The organism is Natronorubrum tibetense GA33, assembly GCF_000383975.1.
In the GTDB taxonomy this organism is placed as follows: domain Archaea; phylum Halobacteriota; class Halobacteria; order Halobacteriales; family Natrialbaceae; genus Natronorubrum; species Natronorubrum tibetense.
Map to the genome: position 1 here is coordinate 83,601 of NZ_KB913019.1, position 15,682 is coordinate 99,282.

The 15,682-nt window shown below is 63.2% G+C and carries 10 protein-coding genes; 6 read left to right on the forward strand and 4 right to left on the reverse strand.

What is annotated here, in order from left to right:
- Nucleotides 1–70: 70 nt before the first annotated feature.
- From NATTI_RS0122365 to NATTI_RS0122375, 3 genes are all read right to left on the reverse strand, one after another.
- Nucleotides 71–2,911 (reverse strand): UvrD-helicase domain-containing protein, encoded by a 2,841-nt coding sequence (locus NATTI_RS0122365; RefSeq protein WP_006091192.1) that lies wholly within the window; start codon nt 2,909–2,911, stop codon nt 71–73.
- Nucleotides 2,908–5,625, reverse strand: coding sequence for a PD-(D/E)XK nuclease family protein (locus NATTI_RS0122370; protein WP_006091193.1), 2,718 nt, complete (start codon nt 5,623–5,625; stop codon nt 2,908–2,910). Before NATTI_RS0122370 ends, NATTI_RS0122365 begins: the two co-directional genes overlap by 4 nt.
- An 82-nt stretch (nt 5,626–5,707) precedes the next feature.
- Nucleotides 5,708–6,673, reverse strand: coding sequence for a 3-hydroxyacyl-CoA dehydrogenase family protein (locus NATTI_RS0122375; RefSeq protein ID WP_006091194.1), 966 nt, complete (start codon nt 6,671–6,673; stop codon nt 5,708–5,710).
- Between the two features lie 348 nt (nt 6,674–7,021).
- Between NATTI_RS0122375 and NATTI_RS0122380 the strand changes: the two genes are divergently transcribed.
- On the forward strand, nt 7,022–8,302 hold the full coding sequence (locus NATTI_RS0122380; RefSeq protein WP_006091195.1) for an MFS transporter: 1,281 nt from the start codon (nt 7,022–7,024) through the stop codon (nt 8,300–8,302).
- 17 nt (nt 8,303–8,319) lie between these two features.
- On the opposite strand, the gene NATTI_RS0122385 is transcribed toward NATTI_RS0122380, so the two are convergent.
- Nucleotides 8,320–9,480 (reverse strand): NAD(P)/FAD-dependent oxidoreductase, encoded by a 1,161-nt coding sequence (locus NATTI_RS0122385; RefSeq protein ID WP_006091196.1) that lies wholly within the window; start codon nt 9,478–9,480, stop codon nt 8,320–8,322.
- Nucleotides 9,481–9,811: 331 nt separating this feature from the next.
- Between NATTI_RS0122385 and NATTI_RS0122390 the strand changes: the two genes are divergently transcribed.
- The 5 genes from NATTI_RS0122390 (at nt 9,812) to NATTI_RS0122410 (ending at nt 15,622) form a co-directional block, all read left to right on the forward strand.
- Nucleotides 9,812–10,987, forward strand: a complete 1,176-nt coding sequence (locus NATTI_RS0122390; RefSeq protein WP_006091197.1) for an NAD(P)/FAD-dependent oxidoreductase — start codon at nt 9,812–9,814, stop codon at nt 10,985–10,987.
- A gap of 118 nt (nt 10,988–11,105) precedes the next feature.
- Nucleotides 11,106–12,281 (forward strand): MFS transporter, encoded by a 1,176-nt coding sequence (locus NATTI_RS0122395; RefSeq protein WP_006091198.1) that lies wholly within the window; start codon nt 11,106–11,108, stop codon nt 12,279–12,281.
- A 115-nt stretch (nt 12,282–12,396) separates the two neighbouring features.
- On the forward strand, nt 12,397–13,599 hold the full coding sequence (locus NATTI_RS0122400; RefSeq protein WP_006091199.1) for a thiolase family protein: 1,203 nt from the start codon (nt 12,397–12,399) through the stop codon (nt 13,597–13,599).
- A gap of 2 nt (nt 13,600–13,601) precedes the next feature.
- On the forward strand, nt 13,602–14,009 hold the full coding sequence (locus NATTI_RS0122405; protein WP_006091200.1) for a Zn-ribbon domain-containing OB-fold protein: 408 nt from the start codon (nt 13,602–13,604) through the stop codon (nt 14,007–14,009).
- A gap of 176 nt (nt 14,010–14,185) precedes the next feature.
- On the forward strand, nt 14,186–15,622 hold the full coding sequence (locus tag NATTI_RS0122410) for a M20/M25/M40 family metallo-hydrolase (RefSeq protein ID WP_006091201.1): 1,437 nt from the start codon (nt 14,186–14,188) through the stop codon (nt 15,620–15,622).
- Nucleotides 15,623–15,682 lie beyond the last annotated feature (60 nt).

The following is a 15,682-nucleotide window of genomic DNA, read 5'->3' on the forward strand; positions in this document are numbered from 1 at the left end:
GTCCGCAGATCTCGTCCGCAGAACCGCTGACAGGAAACGAGTTCTTCGCCTGTCGAAGACGTTACAAACCTCACGCCACCCGCTCACGTAGTTCCGCCTTCGAGAGCGGATCGATCGCTACGCGCTCGTCATCCGCAGTGTAGAAGATCGAGATCGTTACCTCTCGATTGCTGAACCACTCCTCGAGAACGTGGTAGTAGACGCTGAGCTGGACGCGATACTCCGATTCGGCGCGACGGCTACGATCCGTTTTGAAGTCGATGATCTCGGCCGTCTCGTCGGTCAGATGCACCAGATCGACGATCCCCGACAGCGTGACTCGTTCGCCGCCGACCTCGAGCGGCAGATACGCTCGTTCTTCGACCGTAAGCTCTCCCGACAGCCCATCGAGAAACGATGCGACGTGTCTCTCGTCGTCACTGTCGGGTGTCACGTTCCTCCCGAGGACGTAGTCCTCGGCAAACTCGTGAACTCGGGAACCGAAGTCCATCCCTCTCCCCCCTCCACCGCCACCCGATTCGTAGACGCTGTCGTCCATGAGCGAGTGCGGCGAATACCCCGTTGGTCCGTCGGGCTGTGGGATATCGACGCTGAGTCGCGTTTGGCTCGTCTCGACTCCGTCCACCGTCGAGACGGCCGGTTCGAGCGATTCGATCTCGACCGGTAACGCCTCGAGGAACGAGTTCGGTTCTGTTCCCGCGCCGAACAGGAGGTGATCCTTCGCTCGAGTCATCGCGACGTAGAGAAGTCGGCGCTCCTCGTCGTACTCCGTCGGCTGGCAGTTCCGCAGAACGTCGGTGCGCCAGTTGTCGTAGACGTGTGGCTTACCGTGCGCGTCGGCATAGCATTTCTTCTGACGAATTCCGGTGATCTCCGAGTAGGTGATCGACCCGCCACGGCCGCCGGAGGGCGGGAACGCACCGCTGTTCATGTTTCCGAGAATCACGATGGGATGCTCGAGGCCCTTGACGGAGTGAATCGTCTGGACGGTGACCGCGTCGATACCAGCCGGGGCCTGTACCTCTTGGGTGTAGCCGTTCTCGATTCCGCGTTCGACGATCCGGATCAGATCTCCCCGCGTCATCGTGGTCGTGCTGTGGATCGACTGGATCGTCGTGAGGACCACGTCGGCCGTCGCTCCATCGTAGCCGTAGCGGTCAAACACGCGCCGACCGACTGCGGTGTGGGTCTCGAGTGCCGATAGTTCGGATCGGAACGACTCCATCTCCTCGGGATACGCCTCGTGCTCGAGGATGTGATCGATCTCGTCGAGCGTGTAGCCAGCACGCTCCAGCACGACCGCCCACCCCCGCTCGGCCGTCGAGCCGTCCTCGAGAATTCGCAACCAGGCCAGCAGTAGTTTCGCCTGGTCGGTTCGGAAGAGTTCGATCCCCCCTTCGTAGGCTATCGGGAACTCGTACGCCTCCGCAGTGGCCAACAGTTCGCGACCGAAATCACGGGTTCGCGTGAGCACGGCGATGTCGTCGTACGTGGGAGTTCGAAGTTCGCCCTCGTCCTCGACGGCGTACTCGTCGTTGCCGACGACGTCCTGTATCTTCGTGAGGATCGCCTCGTGTTCCTCGGCATGGTGAAACGCCTCGATTCGCGAGTGATCGCGGTCGGTGTTCGAGAACAGTGAGACGACTCGCTCCAGAATCGCCTCTCGGTCGATCGACTCGCGACTGGTTCCGGGTGCCACGAGCGCGTGCTCGGAGAAGTCGAGAATCGACTGCGTCGACCGATAGTTCCGCTCGAGTTCGATCGTCGTGACGGGTTCGAGTGGGAACGACACCCGCTCGGCGTCGTCGTTCAGTTCCGCGGCGAAACGTTCGAGCCGCGACTCGAACTCGGTGATGTTCTCGATCTCGGCGTCCTGGAACGAGTAGATGCTCTGTTTCCAGTCGCCGACGACGCAGAGATTGCCCGTCCCCGAGAGGAGCAGGGCGAGCTTGAACTGGATCTCGCTCGAGTCCTGGAACTCGTCGATCATCACGTACTCGGACGCCAGCGACTCCCGGAGCGCGCCGTCCTCACAGCACAGCACGAACGCAAACAGCTGCAGGAACGAGAAGTTTAGATAGTTTCGCGAGAGTGCGAACTCGAGGTAGCCGAAGTAGACATCGTGGACGAACTCGATGAGGTGGTCGCGGTCCTCGACGAAGGCCCGTTCGGCGACGTCCTCGGGGACGGTCTTCGAGCCGTACTCGCCTCGCAGTTCGTTCCGGTCGGGTGCCTCCGGAAGATAGCACTTGTTCGATCCGTATCGGCCGAGACTCGAACGGAGTTTCGACTGCTTCGACCCGTCGTTTCGCGGCTGATTCAGTTCGTCGAACGCCGCCTCGAACGCGTCGAAGTCCCCCTCGAGGTCATCTTTGGAGTCGCGATACCACCCGTCGGCCGTCGGAAAGATCCCCTTCGACGCGAGGGTGTTGACGAGATCGAGTAGCTCCGTCGGCTCGGAAAGACAGCGAAGCAGGTTGGCGTACTCGTCGTGGTCGTCGCTGAACCGATCGACGAACTCGCGGAAGTGCTCTCGTTCGATGGTCTCGTTCTCGAGGACCCGCGTTGAGCCGGTGATCGAATCGTCGATACCGAGATAGGTGGGTGCGTGGAAGCCGTGCTGATCCAGAATGTCGTTACACAGGCTGTGAAACGTTTGAATCGGAGCGTCGTGTAGCGCCCGCATGTCGTAGTCGCAGTTGGCGACGATGCGATCTTTCATCTCCGTCGCCGCATTGCGCGTGAACGTGATCAGCAACACGTCGTCGGGTTCGACGTCGTCCTGGGCGACGATGTTCGCGTACCGTCGGGTCACCGTGAACGTCTTCCCGGTCCCGGCGCCGGCGTCGACGAGGCAGAGGCCGTCCGTCCGATCGATGAGTTCTTGTTGGCTCTCGTTCGGCGATGTCATCGACTCACCTCCGCACCCTCGTTTCCTTCAGACGGTTCGGTTCGTTCGGGATCTTCGGTTTCAAGAGCCTCTTCGGTGACTACCGGCGGCGAATCCTCTCTCGAGCGGTCTCGAGCCGACCGCGGCTCGGTCAACAGCAGATCGCGGTTGTCCACGTAGCGGTAGTTCGGCTCGCCCGCACGGCCGTCGATCGGGAATCGGCTCTCGCCGCGTCGATAGCGGTTCAACGCCGCGAGTTGGTCGTCGACGAAGCGTTCGAACTCGTCGAGGTCTGCCACGAAGTAGCCCTCCGTTCGGTAGCCACACAGGTGTCTGAATGCCTGCAGACACCCGTTTTTGACGTATTTGTAGTCGCCGACGTCGTCGACCATCCGTTCAACGAGCGCCTCGCCGAACGGTGAATCTGCCATCTCGTCTGCATCCCGTGTTCGGGGAACGTCGTGGGCGTCGAACGCCGTCAGATACGCTTCGTAGCTGCTCTTCGAGAACGTCTTGTTGCAGTCGTTTGCGGCGTCTTCTCGGAGTTCGTCGAAGACGGCGCGGGATTGCACGAACTCGTCGAACGCGACGGGGTTGTACGTCACCGTCGTCAGGCAGTCCTCGAGGGAGGCGTCTCCGGCGACGACGTCGTCGATCGTCTCGAGGAAGTGAAAGAACGTGAACTCGAGGCGCTCGTCGGGCCGCTGGCGTCGCCAGTAGGCGAGATAACACAGCGCCTGAAAATTCGGCTTGTCGCTCGGCTCGTCGATCGAGGCGTGTTTCGTCACCCGCGAGGCGGAGTTCTTGTTCCCGCTCTTGAAATCGACCAGTGTCGTCGGCGACTGGATCATGTCGATCTTCCCCTTGAGTCGGATCTCCTCGTCCTCGAACCAGCGTTCGGTCACCGGCGAGTCAACCGCTCGATCGAAGTACTCGGCGAAGAAGTTCGTTCCCCGGCCGCTCGAGGGAGTCAGGAACGTCGGCTCCGACGGGGGGTTTTCCTCGAGATACTCGCGAATCGTCTCGAGACCGATTCGGTATCGCGTTCGCCGCGTTGGGAGGTCGACGCGCCGGTGGAACGCGCGGGTTTCCTCGATCATGACGTCGACGACCTCCGAAATGCGCTCGTCGTCGACGAATTCCGGATGGTTGACGACGAACTCGGCGAAGTCGTGGAAGAGATTCCCTTCGGCGAAGTAGTCCCTGTCCGCAGTCTCGACGAGTCGCCCGAAGAAGTAGTCTCGCGGGGAGTTTGCGTACGCGTTAAGACTGGACTGGCTGATCGTCCCGACATGTTCGGGTTCGACCGCATCGCTCAGCGGCTCCGTCCCGAACCCGTCACCGGTCGTCCGCCTCGCCCGCGTATGGCGGATCGACTCGAGATCGCTGAATCGCTCGAACTCGTCCTCGAGCAGCGCTTCGAAGTACAGACACGGCGTGACAGGCGAGCCACCGGCGGTATCCTGCACGAGATAATACTGCTCGACGCCGCTCTGCAGGAGCGACTGAAAACCGTCGATGTTTCGGTCGTACTCCTCGTCGCGGTCGACCCACGGCCGCTTCGGCGAGTCGTGCGTCCAGCTTTCGTCGAGCCCCAGATAGAAGACGACCGGTCGGTCGACGAACGAGGCCGATTTCGCGTCGGCCAGCAGGACGCCCTCGTTCTCCCGGTCGATCGGCACCTCGTAGGTCTCGAGATAGAAGGCGAGCCGATCGGTCGCCGCTGCAGTGATCGGCTCCTCGAGGAGACCCAACGCCTGGAGTTCATCGCGGAACGCCTCGAGCGTCCGTCCCGTCCGGTCTTCGTACGCGCACAGCGCGTCCGCGAACGTGAGCGAGTCCGCTCGAGCGATAAACTCGCGGAGCCAGTCGGTTTCGGGATCGTCGATCTCGGCGAGACGCTTCTCGTCGTGTTCGACGGGTACCGTCGCCCCGAGACACGACAGTAACGGTTTCACGGACCGAACACGAGTGTCGGAGCCGGCGGTCGTACAGCGAAGCAGTTGCACGAACGCCCGATGATCCCGGTCGTCCGTGAAGCCCGGACCGCCGTAGTACGGAATATCGGCAGCTTCGAGGGCTGATTCGACGAGCGGCGAGTACTCGCTGCTCCCGTCGAGAACGATCCCGATCTCCTCGGCGTTGTCGTGCGTAACGGTGTCGAGAACGGCGTCGACGATCGCCGCGGACGACTCGAAGATTCGAAACGGCGATATCTCGAAGGCGTCCCCGGTGAACCGGTCGATCGAGTCGTACTCGTCGGGGAGAATCGATCGCTCGAGGTTCGTCAGTTGGCGTTCGCCGACGACCGCGACCGACTCGGCTGTCCGGTCGTCGATCCGGTACTCCGTCAGGAGACGCGAGGACGTTTGCAGCGAGTCGACGATTTCGACGACGGCTCTGGTCGCCGGCGTCTCGAACGTCTCGTACTCGAGGATCGCGTCGGCGCTTCCCCGATACTCCCAGCACTGAAGCACGTTCCCGACCGTATAGGAGGTTTCCTTCCAGCGCAGATCTGTTTCGTCGATCACCTCGAGAAATGCGGTCCGGTCCTCTGCGGTCTCCCGCCGTCGTGTCGCGAGTCGTCGCGGCGTGATCGCAAACGGGCCGAAGTGTGGTCGCTCGAGACGACGATTGAGCGCGTCCGCGAGCGGCGAATCGGGGACGACCACGAGGTCGTATGCGGCGACCTCGCGATACAGTCGATCGATAGATTTCGACTGTGTGACTGTCATACGAACTTGCTCGGATCCAATGACAAGAAGATTGTGTATCAACCCGTCTGGTAGATTCGCAGTCCGCTCGGCGAACAGGTCGTTACTCGCCTCCGGTGGTTTCGTCGTCCTCGAGCGGTCGCAGCGCCTGGCGGATCGCAGCAACCCGCTCGTCTCGCCGTCCCGTGATCTCGTCTGGATCGTGATCGTACTCGAAGAACCCGGCACCGGCTTCGATCCCCGTCCGCCCCTCGTCGATCCGCCGATCGTACAGCGGATTCGCCTCGTCCCGATCCGTGAGGTCCGGATAGATGTCGTTCGCACTCGTCTGAAACAGCTCTAATCCGGCAATGTCGACGGTCTCGAGCGGTCCGATTGCGGCGGTCCGGGTCGCGTATCCATCACGAATCGCGCGGTTGACGTCCTCGGCGGACGCGATGCCCTCTTCGACGATGTGGAGACACTCTCGGATGACGGCGTGTTGGACTCGGTTCCAGACGAATCCCGGAACGTCGCGGTCGACGGTGACTGGATCGCGGTCGACGGTTTCGAGAAACGCTCGGAGCCGGTCGACCGTTCGATCGCTCGTCTCTGCGCCGGCGATGACCTCGACCGGACGAAGGAGATACGGCGGATACCACCAGTGACAGCCGATGATGCGGTCCGCTGCCTCCGGGGCCCCGGCGGCGATTTTCGTGATCGGCAATCCGGACGTGTTCGAGGCCAGCACTGCGTTCGAATCGGCCTCATCAGCGAGCGCCCCGAATAGCTCCTGTTTGGCCTCCAGATCCTCCGAAATCGTCTCGAGAACGATATCGACGTCTTCGACTGCGGCCGCACGGTCGGTCGTATAGGTCACGTCCGTCTCGACCGCCGCCGGATCGATCTCCGCGAGATCTCGTTCGGCGAGGAAGGCTGCGGCGGACTGGGCTCGGTCTTGTGCTCGCTCGAGATTCGAGTCGCGGTGGTCGACGAGGGTGACGTGGTGCCCGGATCGGAGAAACTGGACGACGAAGCCGGTTCCCATCGAACCGGCACCGATGATCGTGACCGTTTTGGGGGGTTCCATGGCTGTCACTCTGTCCCAATCAATAAAAGTTCACGGTGGGACATGCGGCAGTGTTTGACGTGAGGTGGTGGGTAGTAACGGTATCTGACTCGTAATGGAGTTTCGGCTCATATTCAGCTTGAAATCTCCCTCAGGGTGTTGAAAATATACACTTAATATACTGTATATCTATCTGAAGTATTCCTCTCCAAACGGACCCGATCAGCGGAACGCCCACTACTATACTCAACTTTGTTCGAATAACTGCCATTCTCACTGGATCAAGTCCGATCAATCATCGAATAATTCGTCTGCTGTGCTCTGACTTAGTAATCGTTATCACGGTGGGTGCCAGTTTGTAAATCATATATGAGTACGGAGCAGTCAACTGGACTGAACGACAACGACAAATCTATCACGGGGTTCGTGATGATCTCGCACGCTGTCGTCCACACGTACGAGCTCTCGATTCCGATCTTGATGGTCATTTGGCTCGCTGATTTCGGTCTGAGTACGGCGATTCTCGGGACGGCCGTCGCGGTCGGGTACGGGTTGTACGGTATCGGTGCCCTCCCGGCCGGGGTGCTCGTCGACAAGTTCGGGTCTCGAGAACTGGTCTTGGTCTGTCTCGCTGGTATGGGCGGCTCGTTCCTCCTCTTGAGCGCGGCTCAGGGAATCGTCACGATCACGATTGCTATCTGCGTCTGGGGAATCGCAGCGAGCGTCTACCATCCGGCGGGACTGTCCCTGATCTCGACGGGCGTCGAACAGCGCGGCACCGGCTTCGCCTATCACGGGATGGCTGGGAACTTCGGCATCGCGTTCGGTCCGCTGCTAACCGCAGTGCTACTGTTGTTCTTCGACTGGCGTTACGTCACCGCCCTCCTAGTCGTTCCGGCCGTCATCGCTATCCTCTACGCGATGTCTGCTAGCTTCGACGAAACGGCCGCCGTACAGACGAAAACTGACGGCGGCGAGCCGACGGACGACGAGTCGATGTCGTTGTCGAAGTTCGTCACGGACAGTCGAGCGCTGTTTACGCTCGGGTTCAGTATCGCAATCGTCGTCGTCATGATGAACGGGCTCTTCTATCGAGGGACGCTGACGTTCCTTCCGGACGTCCTGAGCGACTTCGTTCCGAACGTCGCCGACCAACTCCAACTGTTCGATCCGGACAGTCCGATGGCCGAAGAGTTCAATCCGGCGTCCTACCTCTACGCCGGATTGCTGATGATCGGGATGGGCGGCCAGTACGTCGGCGGCAAGCTGACCGACCGAATCCGCACCGAAACCGGTCTCGCGGTCATCTTCGGCTCACTGGCCGTCGTCGCAGTCCTGTTCGTTCCGGCGGCCCAGGCCGGCGTCGTGCCGCTGCTCATCATCAGCGCACTGCTCGGATTTCTCCTGTTCTCGCTACAGCCGATGTATCAGGCGACGATCGCCGAGTACAGTCCTCCTGGCGATCGCGGGCTCTCGTACGGCTACACCTACCTCGGCGTCTTCGGCGTCGGTGCCACCGGTGCGGCCATCGCCGGCTACCTCCTCTCGGTCGTTACCGTCGGAATGACGTTCGTCGCGCTCGCAGTGTTCCCCGCGACGGGTGCCGTGCTGGCGATTCTGCTCTCGCGAACCGGCGATCGACGAGCGTAATCTGCCGAATAATTTTCTCAGATCTCCGAGGTCGAAACGTACTCGAAGGACGTGTCGATGCGCTCAAACCGGTCCGCGGCGAACGGCTCGATCGGAAATCCTGCGTCTGTACCGGTCAGTCGCTGGCGCACCGTTGGCCCCACTACGGGCGATGTCATGATCCCCAGCCCGTTGAATCCGGTCGCCACGAGTACCCCCGTCGGCGCGTTCTCGGGTGCATCGACGATCGGGCGCGTGTCCGGTGACGCGGCGTCGATCCCCGCCCAGCCGTTGACGAACCCGGCATCGCCGAAGCCGTCGATGAATTCGGGGACGGAATCCGCGATCTCGAGCCGAAACGACTCGTCCGCGTCTTTCGAGGCCGAAGCCGGAGTCTCGAGCGGGTGATGCCCGCCGCCGACCAACAAATCACCGTTGTGTTCCGGGCGGAAGTAGAGATGTTCGCTCTTGATACGGCCGAGTGGGAACTGCTCTGTGAGCGGTTCGTCGGGTTCGAGGACGATGACCTGCGTCCGATACGGCCGAATCGGAACGTCGACGCCGTCCGGCAACAGGTCCCGGGTACGCCAGCCGGCGGCGATCACGACGGCGTCCGCGTCGACGCGACCCATATCTGTTTCGACACTGACGACCGTTCCGTTCTCGACGTCGATATCCGTCACCTCGCTATCGAGTCGGAACTCGGCGCCGCGATCCTCCGCTGCCGACTGCAGAGCAGTTGCATAGGTGTACGGATCGACCCATCCGGTGTCCTCGTACAGAACCGCACCAGCGAACTCGTCGAAGTCGAACTCGGAATATCGCTCGGTCACCTCCTCAGTCCCGAGGAAGCTGACCGGGAACCCTTCGTCGGCGAGCCGTTGGGCGAGGGCTCGAGCGTCCGCGACTTCGTCGTCCGTCATAACGTCGATCCGATCACGCCTCGTAAATTCGAATCCGTGGGTGCCGTCGAACTCCCGAAAAAACGCGTTCGCGTGGCGTGCGATGTCCGGAACGTCGCTGTAGAACAGTGTTGGCGCGACGATCCCAGCGGAAAGGCCGGTCGCCTCAGCAGCCACCCCGGTCCGGTCGATAACTGTCACCTCGTGGTCTGCGGCGAGATTTCTGGCAGTGTGGCAGCCAGCGATGCCAGCGCCGACGATTACGACGTGCTCGAGTTCCCCGTCAGTCGTGCTCATGGAACATGATTATTCGAACGGCTACATACGCGTTTCGTCGGTCGAAAAGTATCGTCTCACGACCATTTGTCCGTCCTCCCGACGCTCCCACTGCCACCTTCGCTATCGGGAACACGACTGCCTACCGGTCGCCCTGACCTGCCCAACGGTCACCCACCGAACCGACGGTCCGACCATTTATCGGGGTGTGTGCGGTTATCGCTAGCATGTATTCCCGGACAGCAGTGACTGCTACGGGCCGGATGAACGCCTCGCCCCGAATCATCGACGCATTCGCGATCGAATCGAACCGCAGCCGTGGGACCCCAATCTCGCACGGGGAATCGTGACGATGGCGAAACGAGTCGGCATCGTCGGCGGCGGTGTGTACGGACTCTCGATCGCGTACTACTTGAGCGAGTTCGGCGACGACGATCTCGAGATCACGGCCTTCGAACGCGGTGCCCTCGCGAGCGAGACGACCGGCTACTCGGCCGGGATCGTTCGTCACCACTATACGAATCGGGTGCAGATCGAGACGGCGATTCGCGGCCGGGAACTGCTCGAGGGGTTCGAATCGGTCGCCGGCGGCGACGGCGGCTTCCGACAGAATGGCTATCTCGTCCTTACCGACGCCGATGGCGTAGACGAGTTCCGAGCGCTGGTCGACCGACAGCGACGCGCCGGCCTCGAGGTCGACCTCGTGGAGGCGACCGACCTCGAGTCGTTTCTCCCCGGAATCGATCCGGCGGGTGTCGCACTCGGCGCGTACGAGCCCCAGGCAGGCTTCGCCGACCCATATCTCGTCGCAACCGACTACGCGACTGGCGCTCGCGAGAACGGGGTCGAAATCCGCACCGCGACTCCGGTTACGGATCTTGTTACGGATGGAACGGCGGTAACAGCGGTCGAGACGTCCGAGGGGCGTGAGCCCGTCGACATCGTGGTCAACGCCGCGGGACCGTGGGGCCGGGAGATCGCGTCGATGGCCGGCGTCGACGTGCCGCTCGAGTGGTACGAGTCGAAAGTCGCCGTCCTGCGCGGCGACGAACCGTACGGCGTCGAAACCCCGACGCTCTCCGATCACTCGGAGTCGCCGGATATGTATCTCAAGCCCGAACCCGGCGGCGACGTCCTCGTCGGGGGGATCGATCGCCCGCCCGTCGATCGAGCGGCGGGTCTCCAGGGCGTCGACGAGTCGTTCCTCCGGGCGGTCGGCGACCGACTCGACTCTCGCCTTCCGACGTTCGCCGACGCGGCGGTCGTCGACTCCTGGTCAGGCGTGATCTCAGTGACGCCGGACTCTCACCAGATCGTCGGCGTTCCAACCGGCGTCGACAACCTCTACAACGCGCTCGGCGGCAGCGGCCACGGGTTCAAGGAGGCGCCGGCGTTCGGCGAGTCGATCGCGCTGTCAATTCTGGGTGAGGACCCGCGAATCGACCTCGAGGCGTACCGTCTCGAGCGCTTCGCGGACGGGGACGCGCTCTCGGGTGTGAGCGAGAAGTCCTATGGGGGCGACGAGTAGCCTCGTACACGGATTCCACTACATTCTTGACCCTCTCGCGTGAGTCGCAACTGAGACTGCCGGACTCGAGTGCCCCATCGACCGTGGCGTCGAGTCCGAGGGTCACCTCACCCGAACGATGATTCGCTGGCGCTACCGAGACACCGTCCTCGCACTCTGTACCCTCGCCTTTTTCGTGACCATGTTCGGCCGGCTGGCGATCAGCCCGGTCGTCCCGGCGATCACCGACGAGTTCGGCGTCTCGAACGCGGTCATCGGAGCGTCCCTGACGGGAATGTGGCTCGCGTACGGACTGGCGCAGTTCCCGAGCGGTGTGCTCGGTGATCGATACGGCGAACGGGGTATCATCCTCGTCGCACTCGGCGGGACTGCGGTCGCGTGTCTGCTCATCGCCGTCGCACCGCTGTTCTCGCTGTTCGTCCTCGCGACGGTGGTACTCGGCGCCGTCGCGGGGTTACACTACAGCGTCGCGACGACGCTGCTGTCGCGAATCCACGACAACGTCGGGATCGCGATCGGCATCCACAACTCCGGAGCGACCGTCGCGGGACTGATCGCCCCCGTCGCCGTCGCCTGGGTCGGCGTCACGTACGGCTGGCGGCCGGCCGTCGCCGTCACCGCCGCCGTCGGGATCCCGGCGTTCGTCCTCTTCGCCCTGTCGGTTCGACCGACCGAACCCCGCCGATCCGATCTGCCGCTGCGCGAACGCTTCAAACTCCGGTCGCTGCTCGAACTCCTCTCGCGTCCGGTGATCGCGTTCACCCTGTTCGTCGCCATCGTCGGCGAGTTCGTCTGGCAGGGGTCGGCCTCGTTCCTGCCGGTCTTTCTCATTGAGCACCGTGGCTACTCGACGACGGTCGCGGCGACGGGGTTCTCCGCGTACTTCGTCGCGCAGGGGATCGCACAGGTCGGCGTCGGTGCGGCCTCCGATCGGTTCGGCCGCGACCGAGCGACGGCCAGCTGTCTGCTCGTCGGTGCCGTCGGCCTCGTCGTACTCGTTTCCGGTCCCGGACTCGTCGGTGCCGCACTCGGCGTGATCCTCCTCGGAATCGGGATGAGCTTCGAGGCCGCGCTGTTACCGCGGTTCCTCGAGGAGTTAGGCGCCGCCGAGCGCGGTGCCGGGTTCGGACTCGTCCGGACCGTCTACGTCATTACGGCGTCGCTCGGCTCGGTCGTCGTTGGACTCGTCGCTGACCTCTTCGGTTGGGGCGTCTCGTTTGCCTTCCTCGCGGGGCTGTTGACCCTCGCGGTCGCCGCGTTCGTTGTGAACTGGACGCTGGGACTCGATCTGTAACTGTGGAACTCGGTCCTGATTCGCCGAGGCCCACTCGGTTCCGCCCGTTCTCGAGTGGAACTCCCTCGCAAACACCTAGACGTATTACGGACCGGACTGTACGGTGCGTTACCATATGACAGCAGCTCGCAAAGCAGCCGTAGCGGGAGTCGGACTGCTCCCGAACGGAACGTACTCGCTCACGGAACGGGAACTGGCGGTGGACGTCATCCACGAGGCGCTCGAGGACGCCGCCGTGTCGCTGGCGGACGTCGACGGGCTCTACATGCCCTCGCCGCGACCGTGGACGGAACAGAAGTTCTTCTCGACGAATCTGTTACACCTGCTCGGGCTCGAGGTCGATCGGACGATCGAGGTCTCGACCGGCGGAACCAGCGGCGGGAAAGCGTTTCAGACGGCCGTTTCGGACGTCCGAAGCGGCGCGGTTGACACCGCTCTCGTGTTCGCGGTCGAACGTAACTCGACGATCGACACGACCGGTCCGTACTTCGATTACATTCTCAGCACCTTCGATGCCGAGTTCGAGTCACCGATCGGAATGTCGATCCCGGGTGTCTACGCCCAGAGCATGCAGCGGTACTGCCACGAGTACGACGTCGACCGCGAGGACCTCGCCGAAATCGTCGTCAAGAATCGCGACAACGCGGCGGCCGATCCCGACACGCTCTTCGACGACTCCGTGACCCGGGAGGCGGTCCTCGGCTCGCGTCCGATCGCCGACCCCATCAGGATGTACGAGTGTCCGGCTCCCTGTGATGGCGGCGCGGCGTTGGTCGTGACGAGCGCAGACGCCAGCGGAGACGGCGACGGAGACGATGCCAGCGAGACGAGTAGCGAAACTGAGGAAACGGTCGAAGTAGCCGGATTGGGGAGCCACCACGCCGCAAGCCACCAGCTGATGACCCGCGATGAGTCGATCACCGAACTCCCGGCCGTCCGAAAGGCGGCGCGGGAGGCGAGCCAGGACGCGGGTCATGCTCCCGACGAGATCGACGTCTACGAGCCGTATGCCCCATTCCCTCACATCGAGGCGATCATCACCGAAGAGTTGGGACTGGTCGACCGAGGTGCGGGCCTCGAGGCCTGCCTCGACGGGCGAACTGCGGCCGATGGCGAGTTTCCGATCAGTCCGTCGGGCGGCTGTCTCGGTCGCGGCCATCCGCCGATGGTGACGCCACTGTACAACTACGTGGAAGCGGTTCGACAGCTCAGGGGAACCGCATCGACGCCGGTTTCGAACGCGGACCACGTCCTGACGACCTCGGAGCACGGCCACGTCAACGGAGCGACCGCGACGGTCTTCGCGAGGGGTGAGTGACGATGCGCGAGACGCCTTACACCGAGCGATTCTGGGAGGCGCTCTCCGACGGCCGGTTCCTGATCCACGCCTGCGAGGACTGCGAGGAGCGGTTCTTCCCGCCAGCACCGGTCTGTCCGAGCTGTCACTCACGGTCCGTCGAGTGGGTCGAGTCGAACGGGACCGGAGAACTCTACTCGTTCACCCGACAGCACGCGACGGCCGACGGCTTTCCCGACGAGATCGTCGCGGGCGTCGTCGAACTCGACGAGGGGCCGCGGCTACTGACCGCGATCGACGAGGCGTACGCGGATCTTGCACTCGGCGATCGCGTACGCGTCGAACCGTGCGAGTACACACACGACTACGATCGGGGTCGCCACGCTGAGCAGCCGTTCTTCGCGGCGACGACGATCGATGGCGACGAGTGACGCCCGTCGCCGTTGCAGGTCCGCTGAATCTCACTGTCTGCCCTTCTCCACTGGGCAGCCGAACGGAATCCTCGCGAATCGCCGTCGTCACCTGCAGTAAAGCTTTGTCCTCGGCGGGGAAACCACGCCTCTATGTCACACGAAACGAGCCGACAGTCAGACGAGGTGCACCGATCGTGAGCGAGCCGGACCCCGAAACTGCCCTCAAGCGCCACGACGAGACGTTTTTCGCGGATCTCGAGGCGCTGCTGGCCCAGCCCTCGATCAGCGCGACCGGCGACGGGATAGCCGAGTGTTCGTCGATGGTCAAGGACCTGTGTCTCGAGTACGGCTGCGACGAGGCGGAGATCGTCGAGACTCCGGGTCGGCCGGCCGTCGTCGCACACGCGAGAGCGGACCGTGGTGATGAATCCGACGGGACCACCGCCAACGGCGAGAGCAGGCCGACCGTTCTGCTCTACGGCCACTACGATGTCCAGCCGGCGACGCCGTCGGAGTGGACCTCGCCGCCGTTCGATCCAACCGTCCGGGACGGTCCCGACGGCGAGCAACGACTCTACGCCCGCGGCGCGGGCGACAACAAGGGCCAGTGGTTCGCACACCTCTGTGCGATTCGGGCGCTGCGCGAGACGACCGGGCTACCGGCCGACGTCGTCCTCCTGATCGAAGGGGAAGAGGAGAGCGGGAGCGAGAATCTCGAGTGGCTCGTCCGCGAGCACAGCGACGAGTTCGACTCGGACGTCGCCATCGTCGCCGACGGACCGATCGACTCGTCGGGTCGGCCGCACGTCCTCCTCGGCGCGCGCGGATTGCTGTACGTCGACATCGAGGCTCGAGGGGCGAATCGAGACCTGCACTCCGGGAATTTCGGCGGTCCCGTACCCAACCCGGCGACTGCGATCGCAACCCTCTTGGCGTCACTGACGGACGAGGACGGACGCAGTACGCTCGCGGGGTTCTACGACGACGTCCGACCCCTGACCGAGCGAGACCGGGAGGTCCTCGACGCGATCCCGGTCGACGAGGAAGACATCCTGTCGGACCTCGGTCTTGACGCCCTCGCGACCGATCCCGACGAGGGATACGTCGAGCGGTTGCTCACCCGCCCGAACCTGAACGTGGCGGGACTCGACGCGGGGTATCACGGCGAGGGAATGAAGACCGTTCTCCCGTCTCGAGCGCGCGCGAAAATCGACTACCGACTGGTCGCAGATCAGGATCCCGACGCCGTCTACGACGCGCTCGAGCGACACGCCCGGGAGCACGCGCCGGCGGGAATCGATGTCGAACTCAGCCGCGTCGCGGCGATGGCGCCACAGCGGACGTCGGCGGACAGCCCGGTCGTCGAGCCGGCGATGCGGGCGGTCCGCAACGGCTGGGACACTGACCCGATCCTGAAACCCGCACTGGGCGGCTCGGTGCCGACGTACGTCTTCGCCGACGCCCTCGACGTTCCGTGTCTCGTGATTCCGTACGCAAACGAAGACGAGAACAACCACGCACCGGACGAAAACATCAAGCTCTCCTGCGTTCGCGCCGGGGCGCGAACGACGGTAGCACTCCTCTCGGAACTCGCCGACGCGGACCTCGAGTCGGTATCGACGCACTCCTGAGACGGGAGAACTCGGTTCGTCAACGGTGGCGAATTTTTGGACTCCGTTCCATACTATTCT

Bases quoted from the DNA above. Each gene is read 5' to 3' on its own strand.
- NATTI_RS0122365 (WP_006091192.1), bottom strand. From the start codon at position 2,911: ATGACATCGCCGAACGAGAGCCAACAAGAACTCATCGATCGGACGGAC.
- NATTI_RS0122370 (WP_006091193.1), bottom strand. From the start codon at position 5,625: ATGACAGTCACACAGTCGAAATCTATCGATCGACTGTATCGCGAGGTC.
- NATTI_RS0122375 (WP_006091194.1), bottom strand. From the start codon at position 6,673: ATGGAACCCCCCAAAACGGTCACGATCATCGGTGCCGGTTCGATGGGA.
- NATTI_RS0122380 (WP_006091195.1), top strand. From the start codon at position 7,022: ATGAGTACGGAGCAGTCAACTGGACTGAACGACAACGACAAATCTATC.
- NATTI_RS0122385 (WP_006091196.1), bottom strand. From the start codon at position 9,480: ATGAGCACGACTGACGGGGAACTCGAGCACGTCGTAATCGTCGGCGCT.
- NATTI_RS0122390 (WP_006091197.1), top strand. From the start codon at position 9,812: ATGGCGAAACGAGTCGGCATCGTCGGCGGCGGTGTGTACGGACTCTCG.
- NATTI_RS0122395 (WP_006091198.1), top strand. From the start codon at position 11,106: ATGATTCGCTGGCGCTACCGAGACACCGTCCTCGCACTCTGTACCCTC.
- NATTI_RS0122400 (WP_006091199.1), top strand. From the start codon at position 12,397: ATGACAGCAGCTCGCAAAGCAGCCGTAGCGGGAGTCGGACTGCTCCCG.
- NATTI_RS0122405 (WP_006091200.1), top strand. From the start codon at position 13,602: ATGCGCGAGACGCCTTACACCGAGCGATTCTGGGAGGCGCTCTCCGAC.